The sequence below is a fragment of the Nonlabens sp. genome, assembly GCF_039941875.1.
Lineage (GTDB): Bacteria > Bacteroidota > Bacteroidia > Flavobacteriales > Flavobacteriaceae > Nonlabens.
The window spans coordinates 16,566-30,655 of sequence record NZ_JBDVDQ010000010.1; the positions used below are offsets into that span (position 1 = coordinate 16,566).

At 33.9% G+C, this 14,090-nt stretch carries 11 protein-coding genes; 3 read left to right on the forward strand and 8 right to left on the reverse strand.

The window, feature by feature from the left end; all coding sequences use genetic code 11:
• Positions 1-9: 9 nt before the first annotated feature.
• The gene (gene lpxK, locus ABJF08_RS06410) at positions 10-978 is read left to right on the forward strand and encodes a tetraacyldisaccharide 4'-kinase (RefSeq protein ID WP_348115253.1); all 969 of its coding nucleotides are present in this window, start codon (positions 10-12) and stop codon (positions 976-978) included.
• Here lpxK and ABJF08_RS06415 read toward each other — a convergent pair.
• From ABJF08_RS06415 to ABJF08_RS06445, 7 genes are all read right to left on the reverse strand, one after another.
• Positions 973-3,294 carry an ATP-binding protein gene (locus tag ABJF08_RS06415; protein ID WP_348115254.1) on the reverse strand — a complete coding sequence of 774 codons (2,322 nt, stop codon included), beginning with the start codon at positions 3,292-3,294 and terminating at the stop codon, positions 973-975. The two genes, lpxK and ABJF08_RS06415, sit on opposite strands and share 6 nt — an antisense overlap.
• A 141-nt stretch (positions 3,295-3,435) precedes the next feature.
• The gene (gene gap / locus ABJF08_RS06420; protein WP_348115255.1) at positions 3,436-4,425 is read right to left on the reverse strand and encodes a type I glyceraldehyde-3-phosphate dehydrogenase; all 990 of its coding nucleotides are present in this window, start codon (positions 4,423-4,425) and stop codon (positions 3,436-3,438) included.
• 177 nt (positions 4,426-4,602) lie between these two features.
• Positions 4,603-5,481: a lipoyl synthase gene (lipA, locus tag ABJF08_RS06425; protein WP_104515699.1), complete on the reverse strand. Its 879-nt coding sequence runs from the start codon at positions 5,479-5,481 to the stop codon at positions 4,603-4,605.
• Positions 5,482-5,527: 46 nt separating this feature from the next.
• Complete coding sequence (locus tag ABJF08_RS06430; protein ID WP_348115256.1) at positions 5,528-6,637, reverse strand: glycosyltransferase; 1,110 nt, start codon at positions 6,635-6,637, stop codon at positions 5,528-5,530.
• Positions 6,638-6,648: 11 nt separating this feature from the next.
• Positions 6,649-6,858, reverse strand: a complete 210-nt coding sequence (locus ABJF08_RS06435; RefSeq protein WP_348115257.1) for a membrane or secreted protein — start codon at positions 6,856-6,858, stop codon at positions 6,649-6,651.
• Positions 6,859-6,941: 83 nt separating this feature from the next.
• Complete coding sequence (murB, locus tag ABJF08_RS06440; RefSeq protein ID WP_348115258.1) at positions 6,942-7,973, reverse strand: UDP-N-acetylmuramate dehydrogenase; 1,032 nt, start codon at positions 7,971-7,973, stop codon at positions 6,942-6,944.
• On the reverse strand, positions 7,970-9,160 hold the full coding sequence (locus tag ABJF08_RS06445; protein ID WP_348115259.1) for a pyridoxal phosphate-dependent aminotransferase: 1,191 nt from the start codon (positions 9,158-9,160) through the stop codon (positions 7,970-7,972). The genes murB and ABJF08_RS06445 overlap by 4 nt, the downstream gene beginning before the upstream one ends.
• A gap of 80 nt (positions 9,161-9,240) precedes the next feature.
• Between ABJF08_RS06445 and ABJF08_RS06450 the strand changes: the two genes are divergently transcribed.
• Positions 9,241-10,563 carry an aspartyl protease family protein gene (locus ABJF08_RS06450; RefSeq protein ID WP_348115260.1) on the forward strand — a complete coding sequence of 441 codons (1,323 nt, stop codon included), beginning with the start codon at positions 9,241-9,243 and terminating at the stop codon, positions 10,561-10,563.
• A 5-nt stretch (positions 10,564-10,568) separates the two neighbouring features.
• On the opposite strand, the gene ABJF08_RS06455 is transcribed toward ABJF08_RS06450, so the two are convergent.
• Complete coding sequence (locus ABJF08_RS06455) at positions 10,569-10,976, reverse strand: DUF1573 domain-containing protein (RefSeq protein ID WP_348115261.1); 408 nt, start codon at positions 10,974-10,976, stop codon at positions 10,569-10,571.
• Between the two features lie 116 nt (positions 10,977-11,092).
• Here ABJF08_RS06455 and ABJF08_RS06460 point away from each other — a divergent pair, with 116 nt between their 5' ends.
• Positions 11,093-13,723: a valine--tRNA ligase gene (locus ABJF08_RS06460; RefSeq protein WP_348115262.1), complete on the forward strand. Its 2,631-nt coding sequence runs from the start codon at positions 11,093-11,095 to the stop codon at positions 13,721-13,723.
• The last annotated feature ends 367 nt before the right edge of the window (positions 13,724-14,090 follow it).

Consider the following 14,090-nt stretch of genomic DNA (forward strand, 5'->3'; position numbering starts at 1 on the left):
TTTGAAGTCATGCAAAATTTGAGACTTTTATTATATCCATTTTCGATACTTTATGATGGTATTACGTCATTACGTAATTATGCTTTTGATAAAGGAGTGTTAGAACAACGCGAATTTGATATGCCTATAATTGCCGTGGGTAATTTAAGTACTGGCGGTACTGGTAAGACTCCTGTGATCGAGTATTTTATAAAGAAAAATCAAGGTTTAAAAATAGGAGTGTTAAGTCGTGGATACGGCAGGAAGACGTCTGGTTATATAGAACTGGATGTAAATGATACAGTAGAAAAAGTAGGGGATGAGCCACTGCAGATTAAACTCAAGTTCAAAGGTTTGATTGTGAGCGCTGTTTGTGAAAAGCGAGTAGATGGAATCGATAATCTGTTAAAAAATCATGATTTAGATCTTATTTTATTAGATGATGCATACCAGCACAGACACGTAAAGGCGAGTCATTATGTCCTATTGACTAGCTATGGTAAATTATATAAGGATGATTATTTGTTACCGGCTGGTAATTTAAGAGAGTCTCGCAGTGGTGCAAATCGTGCACAAACTATCGTAGTTACTAAATGTCCACTTTCTATTAGTGTAGAAGAAACTCTAGAAATTGAGAAGAAACTAGACTTATTACCATTTCAAAATTTGTATTTCTCTTACATCGCATATGATGATTTTATTTATGGTAATGATGTGATAAAAAACCTTAACGATTTTAAAGGATTAGAAGTTACGGTTGTGACAGGTATTGCAAACCCTGCACCATTCATTGAATATTTAAAGAAGTTCATAACCGTCGATCATCTTAAATATAATGATCATCATAATTTTACAAATGAAGAAGTAGAGGTTATAAGAAGTAAGGAAATAGTTATTACTACTGAAAAGGATTACGCAAGATTAAGAAATTTTGAGCTGGGTAATGTTATGTATTTACCTATACAGACTAAGTTTATAGGAAAGGAACCTAGTTTATAGAACTTCAAAATTAGAGAAGGCTTTTTGAATCTTCTCAAAAAACTCATCCATTTTAAACGGTTTAGGAATGATATCGTCAAAGCCTATTTCATAGAATTCTTTCTCGGACTCGTTTAAAGTAACTGCTGTGAGAGCAATAATAGGAATCTCCCTATCAAAGCTTCTGATGTCTTTAGTAGCTTCTTTTCCATCTTTTATAGGCATGTGAACATCCATAAGTATCAGGTCGTACTTTCTAGTTTTGGCTGCTATCACCGCTTCTTCACCATTGTTTGCAACCTCGCATGTAAAATTCTTTCCTTCTAGAATTTTTCTAGTGATCATTTGATTGATCTTATTATCCTCTACTATTAATATTCGCTTATTTAATAGTTCAGTAGGTGTGGCAGGTTTTGAGCTTATAACTTCGTCTTTAGTGTTTTCTGACTTTGTTACTTCAGGATCGTTGTATTCGTTCTTTTTAGGAATATTTAAATTTATATTAGGTAAAATGACTTCTTTATGATCTGTAATAGTGGTTATTTTAGAATGGGATTTATTAGTTGTCTCTGGATAGTGATTCTCATTAAAGAATCTGTTAGAATCTGGTAATTCAAACCATATGTCAAAAGTGAATTTACTACCTCTGCCCACTTTACTATCTAGTTGAACCGAGCCGCCCATTAATTCTACTAGATTCTTAACGATGGCTAGACCTAAACCTGTACCACCATATTCTCTAGTTGTACTAGATCCTTCTTGTGTAAAATTTTCAAAAATGGCTTGTTGTTTTTCTTCAGAAATACCTTTACCATTATCTTCTACTTCAAATTTTATAAGACACTTATCTTCCGCAGTATCTATTTTATGAGCCCTTACCCATACATCTCCATCTCTGGTGAATTTGATGGCGTTACCCATGAGATTTATTAAAATTTGAGATATCTTAACAGGGTCACCTTGTAATCTAGAAGGAATGTTATCATCATACTGTATATGAAGATTGTTTCTTTGATCTGTCGCTTGTCCTTTTAAAGATAAGCTTATATCATTTATCCTTTTATTTAGATCAAATGGAATAGCTTCTAATTCTACTTTGTTAGCTTCTAATTTATTGAAATCTAGAATATTATCAATTAATGATAATAGATATTCTCCAGAAGATTGTAATGTTTCTAAATGTTCTTTTTGATCTGTTCTAGGGTCTGTTTCTAATAATAAATGAGTGAGACCAGTTACAGCATACATAGGTGTTCTTAACTCATGTGTTATGGTAGAAAGGAAATCGGCCTTTATTTTTGCAGCATCTTTTGCTCTATCTCTTTCATCTATAAGTGCAGAGTTTTTATCCTCTAGAACGTGATTACTCTTTGCTCTTAATTTATTATTCTTAAATAATGATAAAGTTAGTAAGGAAAGTAGTGTGATAAAAACACATAGTAATATGTAAGATGTGTCTTTTCCTTTTAGTTCTTTAGCTTTTTCATTGTTAGATACAACTAAGGCTTCGTTCTCTTTCTTAAGTTTGTTAAATTCTGACAGCTCAGCAGTAGAAACCATAGAGTTCATGTCCTTCTTTGTAAGCTCTGTATATTTCTGTAGATAAAAGACGCTGTTTTTATAATCGCCTTGTTGTTCGAACAACTCTGAATAGAGGTGAAAACCATTTTTTAAAATATCATTGAATTGATACCTCTCTGCTATCGATATACTTTGTTCTATGTATTCTTTGGATAAATTCAGTTCTCCTTTTCCGGCAGCTATTTGAGCTAGTTCTAGAGTCACTTGTGCCGTAGAGTAGTACTGGTTGTTGTTTTCAAGATGAGGTAGTAATTCTATGAATGATTCTCTAGCTTCATCTACCTTATTAATCCTTAGATCTAATTGCGCTCTTCTAAGTTTAAGAATAGCATTGAGATTCTCATTTTTAGTCTGTGCTAAAATTATTTGTGCGGTTGAAATAGTCTCTTCTGCATTAACTAATTGATTGGAGCTTATAAGTGCATCTGACTTTAAAAGTAATAATTGTGCATTGCCCAAAGAAGATTTATCAAAATAAGGAGCTATTGTCTTAATTACCTCCTTAGCATTTTTGAATTGTCCAGTTTTATTTAAGTAAGAAATTCTTAATAATTGAGTTTGAGCATAAATAGAAGAATCTTTTGCTATGTCTGTGGCGCTAGTAATTAAATTGTCTGCCTCGATGTAATTAGCTCTTTGTAGAGCTAGTTGTGCTTTTTCTAACATTAAATCAACAGCAAGTTGTTGATTAGATTTTGAAATATAATCTTCTTGACCATTAGCTTTTTGAAGAAAACTAATAGTGCATAAACACATTACAATAAAGTATAAAACTCTAGAAGACAAATCTTTTAATTAGGTAGACAAATATAAAAGGACTTGATTCTATTCAAATAAAAAACGTCTATAATCTTATCATAAATGCTTTTAAACGATGTTTTTACGAGAGATTATGCCTTATTTTATGCTTTTGGCGTAAACTACCATGTCTCTTAATCGGTGAGAATACCCACTTTCATTATCGTACCATCCTATAATTTTCACCATTTTACCTATCACACTAGTCATTAATGAGTCATATATGCAAGAATATGGACTTCCTGATATATCTATGGATACTAATGGAACATTTGTAAAGGAGAATGTTGCAGGATTCGCTTTCGCGAAAGCGGAAAAAGCATCATTAATCTCTTCTATAGAAGTGTCACGTTTTACATTAATAGTAAGGTCGGTGAGGCTACCGTTAGGTACTGGCACTCTGATACCACAACCTCCTATGACATCATTTAGATCTGGGAAAATTCTAGTTAGCGCTTTTGCAGCACCTGTAGTCGTAGGTACTATGGACTGTCCAGCAGCTCTTGCTCTACGTAAATCCCTGTGAGGTTGATCATGTAGACTTTGGTCTGTTGTATAGCTATGTACCGTGGTGATGTAGGCTTGTTCTATGCCGCAAAGCTCATTCATTACTTTAATAAGAGGTGCCGCGTTATTAGTCGTACAGCTAGCATTTGAGAAGATAAGATCTTCTTTATTTAATATATGCTCATTAACACCTAGAACTACTGTTTTAATATCGTCTTCTACTGGTGGTGCGCTCAGGATTACTTTTCCAGCGCCAGCGTTAATGTGTTTTTGTAATTCTGTTCTAGTTTTAAATTTACCAGTAGATTCTATTACGGTGTCTATACCGTCCCAGTTTAATTCTTCCAAATTGCTGTGGTGGGTAAAGCCTATTCTATGGTCATTTATGGTTATAGAATTTGAGTCAAAAGAAACCTGAGCATTGAGTATACCGTGAATAGAATCGTATTTTAAAAGATGTGCCATTACCTCTGTAGATGCGAGATCATTAATAGCAACTACTTCTATTTGAGGATCGTTGTAAACCGTTCTTAAAAAAGTACGTCCTATACGACCGAATCCGTTAATAGCAACTTTAATCATTGGATAAGATTATTTTCTTTTTTTTAATCTTCTATAGTTAGAACTGAAATTAAGATAAACCAAAATGAATATCCAAAATCTTAAATAGAAACAATGGATCCTATTAAAAATGATACCAGTGCAATAGAGGTTATCTTTAATAAGGTTCCATATGTTTTGAGAGAAAACTTCACAGTTTTACAAAATATGCTTGTGAGCCTTGTAAGAACTTCTAACTAATGCGCCACTCTCCACATGTCTAAAGCCCATTTCTAGACCTATAGTTTCGTATTTCTTAAATTGTTCTGGAGTAATAAATTCTTTTACAGGTAAATGTTTTTTAGAAGGTTGTAGATACTGACCTATAGTAACCACATCTACATTATTATCTCTAAGATCTCTCATAGTCTGGATTACCTCTTCTTCGAGTTCTCCTAGACCTAGCATAATCCCAGATTTAGTTCTGTTAATACCTTGTTGTTTTAAATATCTAAGTACTTCTAGGCTGGTATCATACTTAGCCTGTATACGCACCTCACGAGTTAATCTTCTTACCGTTTCCATGTTATGAGATACCACTTCTGGATTTGCCTCTACGATGCGATCTAGATTACGAGTATTACCTTGAAAATCTGGAATAAGAGTTTCTAGTGTAGTTTCAGGATTCATACGTCTTATAGCAGCAACAGTTTCCTTCCATATAATAGAACCCATGTCTTTTAAATCGTCGCGATCTACACTAGTGATAACACCGTGTTTGATGCCCATTAATTTAATGCTACGTGCTACTTTCTCAGGTTCTGCCCAGTCCACAGTGTCCGGTCTTCCAGTTTTTACACCGCAAAAACCACAAGAACGTGTGCAGGTATTACCTAGAATCATGAAAGTTGCCGTTCCTTCTGTCCAGCATTCACCCATGTTAGGGCAACTACCAGACGTACAGATGGTATGTAAATCATACTTCTCTACGGTACTTCTTAATTCTTTATACTTTTGACCTACAGGTAACTTAACGCGCAACCATTTTGGTTTGCCCTTTGCCTTAGGTGGTGCTACAGATGTTTTTACTGATTCCATATTACAAAGTTAGTGATAAAGTAGTCGTTTGAATAAGAATACCTAACTAGTTCCATTGTTTAGGTTTATTAACCATGTTTGAAACAAATAACGCTAGCTGACTTAAAATTAATAATGATTCTAAAAAAGGAAGTAGGATAATGATATCGCTTTCGCGAAAGCGAGATAATCCTTTACCCATAACTATCCAAAATATCAAATATCTAAAAAGTACAACTCCTAAGATAAGCATCCAGTTAATACCGAATACAAATCCTAGAATAGCCGAAATAATAAATCCTATTTGAGATATGTAAAATAAACTTAATAGAAATTTATGAGAACCCTTATAATGACTCGCTGTATTTATATGACGTTTTTTCTGTTTCCACCAGGTGGACCAGCTCTTTTTTGCAACACTAGTCGTAAATGAATCTGGATTTAATGAAACGATGGTATTCTTTTTAGTAGCAGCTTGGTTTACAAAAAGGTCATCATCTCCACCCATAATTTTCATATGACTCATAAAACCACTAACATCATAAAATTGAGTAGCGGTATAGGCAAGGTTGCGTCCTACACCCATGTATGGATTGCCGCTCATGGCATAGCTGAAATATTGAATAGCTGTTAGTCCAGTTTCAAATCTTATTAATGCATTGAGAAGTGAATTTTTGACCTTTTGATAGCCACCATAACCTAAGACGATTTTTTTCTCATTAGATAAATGAGCAGCCATAAGAGAAAGCCATTGCTTACTATTAGGTGAACAGTCTGCATCAATAAATATTAGGTGATCGTTTACGGCTTTTTTAATACCGAGGGTAAGTGCATATTTTTTATTACCCCAAAAACTTTCATTATTTACAACGTCCACCATTTTAACACGAGAATCTTGAGACATAAAATCTTCAATAACATCTCTTGTGTCGTCATAACTAGCATCGTTGATTAGAATCAACTCAAAATTAGGATGATCCTGTTCTAGTAGTTGAGGGACTAGTGTTTTAAGGTTTTCTTGTTCATTTTTAGAACATACAATTACGGATACAGCTTTTGTTAAATCTCCCTGTGGCTGTGGTGTTTTTCCAAAACCTGCTTTTAAATAGAAGAAATAATAAATTATATTGATCAGGGCAAAGCCTGTCAATACATAGAAGAATATACCTATTTCCATTAAAAAAAGGCCTAAGCTGTTAGCTCTTCATTTTTGCAATCTTGCTCTTCTGGTAGTTTACCACACATGCTGCATGCTTCACCTTCTTTGTTAAGAAAAGGACTTTGGCTGGCACAAGTTCCAGCAAATTTACCATCCTTTTTAGCCCATATTTTTATTGCTATTCCTGCAAAGCCAATAGCTAATATTACAAACGATATAAGTACGAGTTTTAAATCCATAATGCAAAGATAAGGTATGGTTATATGTCTCTAATGAGAACCACAGTTTAATTATAAATACAATGATTAGTTATTCTAATAGTTTATTGATCGATTAGGTTTACTTCAGTATCAATTTTAATGCCGTATCGATTCATGACATGTTCTTGTATTTTATGGGCTACATCAAGAATTTCTTTTCCAGTTGCGTTTCCATAATTAACTAAAACTAATGCCTGTCTTTCATGCACACCAGCGTCACCATATCGTTTTCCTTTAAAACCGGACTGGTCTATAAGCCAGCCAGCAGGAACTTTTACATGATTCTCATCTACAGGATAAGATGGCATGTCTGGATGCATTCTTATAAGGTCTTCATAAACTGTTTTTTCAATCACTGGGTTTTTGAAAAAACTACCGCTGTTTCCTAACACTTTAGGATCAGGTAATTTACTGCTCCTTATATTGATAACTGCTTGCGATACTTTTTGAATAGAAAGGTCACCTTGTAGACTGTTTAACTCTTCTTTAATAGCGCCATAGCCTATTTTAAAGTCGTAATCAGTTGTTTTATTAAGATCTGTTAATTTAAATGTTACTGACGTAATTACATATTTACCAGCAGCATCGTTTTTAAATATAGAATCTCTGTATCCGAATTTACAGTCAGCTAGAGTGAGTGTTTTTTCTTCTAGCGATTTAAGATCAATCACTTCACAACTATGAAAAGCATCTTTAAGTTCTACACCATAAGCGCCTATATTCTGAATAGGAGATGTTCCCACGTTACCAGGAATAAGTGATAAATTCTCAACACCTGCTAGGTTATTTTCTATACAATAAAGTATAAAGTCATGCCAGTTTTCTCCTGCCATGACTTTAAGAAATACATTATTTTCTTCTCGACTAGTAACTTCCATTCCTTTTAATAGAACATGAATTACTGGTTTTTGAATATCGTTTATAAGTAGCATGTTACTACCACCGCCTAATAAAAAGACATCTTGTCCTACATAATAACCTAGAGATTCTTTTAATTTTTGCGTTGTAGTTGTTGCTGTGTACGCTTTCGCGAAAGCGGATATTCCAAAAGTATTGTAACTTTTTAAAGAAAAATGATGTTGAATTTCTATCATGCGTTATATGCTTTCAATGCATGATCTAAAATACGTACCGCTTTTTCTAGAGATTCTTTTTCTAGAACATAGGCTATTCTTATTTGGTTTTTCCCCATTCCTGGAGTACTGTAAAAACCAGCTGCCGGTGCTACCATAATGGTCTCGCCATCTAGTTCAAAGTTTTCTAACATCCATTGTGCAAAAACGTCTGTGTCTTCTACAGGTAATTGAGCAACACAGTAGAATGCGCCACCAGGGTTTGCTACTTCTACACCTTCTATTTTTTTAAGTCCAGCAATAAGAACGTCGCGACGCTCTATGTATTCTCCTATAACCTCGTCAAAGTATTCTTGTTTTGTCTCTAAGGCAGCCTCTGCAGCGATTTGTGCAAATGTAGGAGGGCTTAATCTAGCTTGTGCAAATTTCATTGCAGTAGCCATAACTTCTTTATTTTTTGAAACCATACAGCCTATACGAGCACCACACATACTATATCTTTTTGATACAGAATCTATCATGATAGCATGGTCTTCTAGACCAGCAATGTTCATTACTGATAGATGTTTACGGCCGTCATAGGCAAATTCTCTGTATACTTCGTCAGATAAAAGGAAAAGATCGTGTTTTTTAACTAGAGCAGTTAATTGGTCCATCTCTTCTTGCGTGTATAAATAACCAGTTGGATTTCCTGGGTTACATATAAGGATAGCCTTAGTTTTATCCGTGATCAGTTTTTCAAACTCGCTTATTGCAGGTAAAGCAAAGTTATTTTCAATGGTCGTTGAGATAGGTTTTACAGTAACACCGCTCGCTGTTGCAAAACCGTTGTAATTTGCATAAAATGGCTCAGGTATAATAACCTCGTCACCGTTATCACAAATACTACCCATGGCAAACATTAAAGCCTCACTACCACCGGTAGAGACTATTATGTTTTCATCAGTTAGATTCATGCCTATTTTATTGTAATGTGCTGCGAGTTTATCTCTGTAAGATTGGTTTCCTGCGCTGTGACTATAAGCAAGGACAGTCATGTCAGTATCTTTAACAGCATTAATTGCTTGTTCTGGCGTTTTAATATCTGGTTGACCTATGTTAAGTTGATAGATGTGAACACCTCTAGCTTTTGCAGCTTCGGCATAGGGAACTAATTTTCTAACAGGGGAAGAAGGCATTTTAAGCCCTTTTTCAGAAATCTTTGGCATAACTTATTTTTATTACTACAAATGTAATACTTGAGTAAGGATGCTCAAAAGACTTTGACTAAACCTTATATTTATTGTCCATGAAAAACACGGTTCTTTTATTTTCTTTGATTTTATGTTTGTGTAGTGCAACTGCTCAAGAAGGTTTTGTATTTAATAAAGGTATAAAAAAGGAGAAGATTGCTTTTAATCAATATTCTAATTTGATCGTACTGCCAGTAACGGTTAATGATGTAGAGTTTAACTTTATGCTAGACACTGGTGCGGCAAGAACTATTATATTTAATTTAAAAGGTATAGACTCTCTTAGTATTAAGGAAGGTAAGTATATCTCAGTAAATGGTTATGGTAGTAATGAGGCGTTAAGTGCTTATTATTCTAGAGGGAATAAAATAGAAGTAGGGGATTTTATAAGCGATACTCATGCAGATGTTCTTGTTCTCAGTGATAGCGAGATAGATATATCACCAAAGTTAGATGTAGAAATACATGGAATTCTTGGAGTTAATTTTCTTGAGAATTTTGTCACTCATATAGATTATGAAAGTAGTTATTTAAAGATGTATGAGAACTTTGAAGATCTCCCATCTTCATTGAGAAAAGCAAAGCAGTTTAATGTTACTACTTATAATAGCAGGTTGTTTGTAAATCTAGAGTTAGATAATAGGTTAGTAAAAGGTGATTTTAAACTACTTCTTGATTCAGGAAGTGGAGATGCCTTATGGATTTTTGATGACATAGATGATGCTATGACTATTGAAAATAGTTTTGAAGACTATTTAGGTTTTGGTATTAATGGAGAGATTTTTGGATTAAGGACAAAGGTGAATGCGGTTCATTTATTTAATTCAACTTTAAAAAATGTTGCCGTTTCCTATCCTTTTAAAAAGTATCAAAATACAGAAAAAGCAGATATCTCTCATGATGGAAGTATAGGAGGAGAGGTATTAAGAAGATTTGACGTGGTGATCGATTATCCTAAGGGTAAAATAAGTATGAAACCTAATAATAGTTTTGAAGAAGGTTTTTATTATAATATGGCTGGTTTAGGTGTTAAGAAAGGCGAACTGGAATTGTTTACACAATTAGACAGAGATTTTACAAATAGAAATACTGATGTCTCTAGCAGTCAAATAACGCTTACTTCTAGGGCGAGAATGACTTATCAATATATTCCTAAGATATATGTCGACTATTTGCGAGAAGGCTCTCCTGCTGATAAAGCAGGTATTCAAATAGGAGATCAAATTATTTCTATTAATGGACGCAAAAAAAAACAGCTCACTGTAAATAATGTCAGTGAGCTGTTTTATAAAAATCCTTATAAGAAGTTGAAAATAAAATTAAAAAGAGGAGAAACAGTATTTAATGTAAAGATTATAAATATTCCATTAATCCGTTAATTAAGTTATTCTCCTTCCTTAGCCGGTAATACTTCACCTTTTAAACGTAAAGGGATTAATTTTTTTGCGATATTAGCGTAGGCTGTAATAGTCTTAACAATAGGCCCTACTTTTTTAGTGTCGTATTTAACAACTATTTCACCGGTCATACCTTTGGCAATAGGCTCTTCTGGCTTTGATAATATGTCGCAACTACATGAAGAGTATATTTTATATATCTTCAATGGGTTCTCACCAGTATTTTTAAAAGTAAAAGTTCTAACACCATCACTTCCTTTTTCTACTTTTCCATAATCGATAGTAGAAGATTCAAATTCTACGGTAGTCATAGGGTCTAAAGTAGTACTATCTTGTGCTTGCATACTTGTAGAAACGAGTCCTGTAAACAAGAAAATAAGTAGTAAATTTTTCATCATTATTTATTTAAGTTAATAAAAGTAAACTATCGAGCTTAAAGTGGCCGTTAATGGCGTGTAATTTTTAAGTTAATAGTACTTTTGTCGTTGTAAATTCAAAAACTAAGCCAAACATGTCCTTAGCATCTAAATACGATTCTAAAACTACTGAAGAGAAGTGGTATAAATTCTGGATGGATAACGATTTCTTTAAATCTGTACCAGACGAGAGAGAAAGTTACACCATTGTAATCCCACCACCTAATGTGACAGGAGTCTTGCACATGGGACACATGTTGAATAATACTATTCAAGATGTATTAATACGTCGCGCTCGTTTAAAAGGATACAACGCATGTTGGGTTCCTGGTACAGATCATGCTTCTATTGCGACAGAGGCTAAGGTAGTTAAGAAACTAAAGGAACAAGGAATTGATAAAAATGACTTGTCTAGAGAAGAGTTTTTAAAACACGCTTGGGACTGGACAGATGAATATGGAGGTATTATCCTAGAGCAACTTAAAAAATTAGGAGCTAGTTGTGACTGGTCTCGTACTAAGTTTACTCTAGATGACGATATGTCTGCATCTGTCATAAAGGTATTTATTGATCTTTATAATAAAGGACTGATATATCGTGGTTACCGTATGGTTAACTGGGACCCAGAAGCAAAAACAACTCTTAGTGATGAAGAGGTTATTTACGAAGAACGTAATGGACACTTGTATCATTTAAAATATCAAATTAAAGGAAGTGAAGATTTTGTAAGTATTGCAACTACTCGTCCTGAAACCATTTTAGGAGATGCAGCTATTTGTGTGCATCCAGAAGATGAGCGTTACACAGATTTAATAGGTAAAACTGTTATTGTACCTATCGTAAATCGTGAGATACCAGTTATTGCAGACTCTTATGTAGATATGGAATTCGGTACAGGAGCTTTAAAAATCACTCCTGCGCATGATGAAAATGATAAGAAAATAGGAGAGACCCATAATCTAGAAGTAATAGATATCTTTAATGCAGATGCTACTTTAAATAGTTTTGGTCTTCACTATGAAGGTAAAGATCGTTTTGTAGTACGTAAAGAAATCTCTGCTGAGTTAGAAGAAAAAGGTTTCTTGATCAAGAAAGAAGATCACGTTCATAAAGTAGGTACTAGCGAGCGTACTAAGGCAGTTATAGAACCACGTCTATCAGACCAGTGGTTCCTTAAAATGGAAGACCTTGCTCAACCAGCTATAAAAGCAGTTAAGGAAGATATAGTAGAATTATTACCTCCTAAATTTAAGAGTACGTATTTCCACTGGATGGAGAATGTTCGCGATTGGAATATTTCTAGACAATTAATGTGGGGACAGCGCATTCCTGCTTATTATTACGGAGATGGAAAAGAGGACTTTGTTGTTGCAAATAGTTTAGAAGAGGCTGTTACGCTTTCGCGAAAGCGAACTAATAACGATAACCTGAAAGCAGAAGATCTACGTCAGGAAAATGATGTTCTTGATACTTGGTTCTCTAGTTGGTTATGGCCTATAAGTGTATTTAATGGTGTTCTTGAGCCAGAAAATGAGGAGATTAATTATTATTATCCTACTCGTGATCTAGTTACTGGACCAGATATTCTTTTCTTTTGGGTAGCTAGAATGATAGTTGCTGGTTATGAATTAAGAGATGAGAAGCCATTTAATAAAGTATATTTAACAGGATTAGTAAGAGATAAACAACGTCGCAAGATGTCAAAATCTTTAGGTAATTCTCCTGATGCACTAGGCTTACTAGAACAATATGGTGCAGACGGTGTGCGTGTAGGGTTGCTTTTAAGTGCAGCTGCAGGAAATGATATCATGTTTGATGAAGACCTTTGCCAGCAAGGAAAAGGTTTTGTAAATAAAATGTGGAATGCATTTAAGCTTACCCAAATGTGGGATGTTGATAACTCACTTGAACAACCAGCACATAGTGCACAAGCAATAGCATGGTATAGAAGTCGTTTTAATGAGACTCTTGCTTTAATAGAAGATCATTATTCTAAATATAGAATTAGTGATGTATTAATGACTTCGTATAAGTTGATTTATGACGATTTTTGTGGATGGTTATTAGAAATTATTAAGCCGGAATATCAACAACCGATAGATGCAAAAACACTTGCTGAGGTTATCGAGCTTTTTGAAGATAATTTGAGATTGATGCATCCATTTACTCCATTTATTACAGAAGAGATATGGCAAACTATTTCAGAGCGTAAGGTAGAAGATGCCTTATGTATTAATACATGGCCTAAAGGTGGTGATGTTGATACTGCTTTGTTATCTGACTTTGTACTGGTACAAGATGTGATATCTGGTATTAGAACTGTACGTAAAGAGAAGCAAATAGCTTTTAAGAACGAGATAGAGTTAAAGACTATCAATAATGAAAACTTAAATGAAGCCTATAATCCATTGATTCAAAAAATGGGTAATGTTTCTAGTGTTGAGGTGATTACAGAACAGTTGTCTGGTGCTGCAAGTTATAGAGTAAAATCAAATGAATACTTCATACCATTAGAAGGAAACATAGACGTAGCTGCAGAATTAGTTAAACTAGAAGGAGAGCTTAAAAGGGCTAAAGGCTTTTTAATAGGTGTGCAAAAGAAGTTAGGAAATGAGCGTTTTGTAAGTAGTGCTCCAGAGCAAGTAGTTGCAATAGAAAAGAAAAAAGAAGCAGATACTCTTGCTAAAATCGAGACCATCGAAGCGAGTATAAATGCCTTAAAGTAATTTATATGGACTCGGTAGATACTCCAGCTTTATTTATATTAGGTGGTGCTATACTTTTTGTTATTATACTAGTGGTTATAGTAATGAGGTATATGACTTATTTACTCAACAAAAGAAAATAATATATGAATCCATTTGTAACTATAGTTGTTGTTTTAGGTGCAGCAGTATTGTGTTTAATAATACTTGCTATTTATATTCTTAGAAAAAAAGAGTAATTGCCTACATATGTCTAGTCCTAAATAACCGATACAGATTATTAAAGGATTAAATTTATTATTTAAATCTCAATGAAGCTAGCTTCGTTGAGATTTTTTTGATTTGTATGTTTTTCTTGTTAATTGATTTTGTTTGTGCATTTGAATAG

What these genes read in the sequence shown, in the direction of transcription:
- lpxK (WP_348115253.1), top strand. Translation starts at nt 10, where the DNA reads ATGCAAAATTTGAGACTTTTATTATATCCATTTTCGATACTTTATGAT.
- ABJF08_RS06415 (WP_348115254.1), bottom strand. Translation starts at nt 3,294, where the DNA reads ATGTGTTTATGCACTATTAGTTTTCTTCAAAAAGCTAATGGTCAAGAA.
- gap (WP_348115255.1), bottom strand. Translation starts at nt 4,425, where the DNA reads ATGATTAAAGTTGCTATTAACGGATTCGGTCGTATAGGACGTACTTTT.
- lipA (WP_104515699.1), bottom strand. Translation starts at nt 5,481, where the DNA reads ATGGAATCAGTAAAAACATCTGTAGCACCACCTAAGGCAAAGGGCAAA.
- ABJF08_RS06430 (WP_348115256.1), bottom strand. Translation starts at nt 6,637, where the DNA reads ATGGAAATAGGTATATTCTTCTATGTATTGACAGGCTTTGCCCTGATC.
- ABJF08_RS06435 (WP_348115257.1), bottom strand. Translation starts at nt 6,858, where the DNA reads ATGGATTTAAAACTCGTACTTATATCGTTTGTAATATTAGCTATTGGC.
- murB (WP_348115258.1), bottom strand. Translation starts at nt 7,973, where the DNA reads ATGATAGAAATTCAACATCATTTTTCTTTAAAAAGTTACAATACTTTT.
- ABJF08_RS06445 (WP_348115259.1), bottom strand. Translation starts at nt 9,160, where the DNA reads ATGCCAAAGATTTCTGAAAAAGGGCTTAAAATGCCTTCTTCCCCTGTT.
- ABJF08_RS06450 (WP_348115260.1), top strand. Translation starts at nt 9,241, where the DNA reads ATGAAAAACACGGTTCTTTTATTTTCTTTGATTTTATGTTTGTGTAGT.
- ABJF08_RS06455 (WP_348115261.1), bottom strand. Translation starts at nt 10,976, where the DNA reads ATGAAAAATTTACTACTTATTTTCTTGTTTACAGGACTCGTTTCTACA.
- ABJF08_RS06460 (WP_348115262.1), top strand. Translation starts at nt 11,093, where the DNA reads ATGTCCTTAGCATCTAAATACGATTCTAAAACTACTGAAGAGAAGTGG.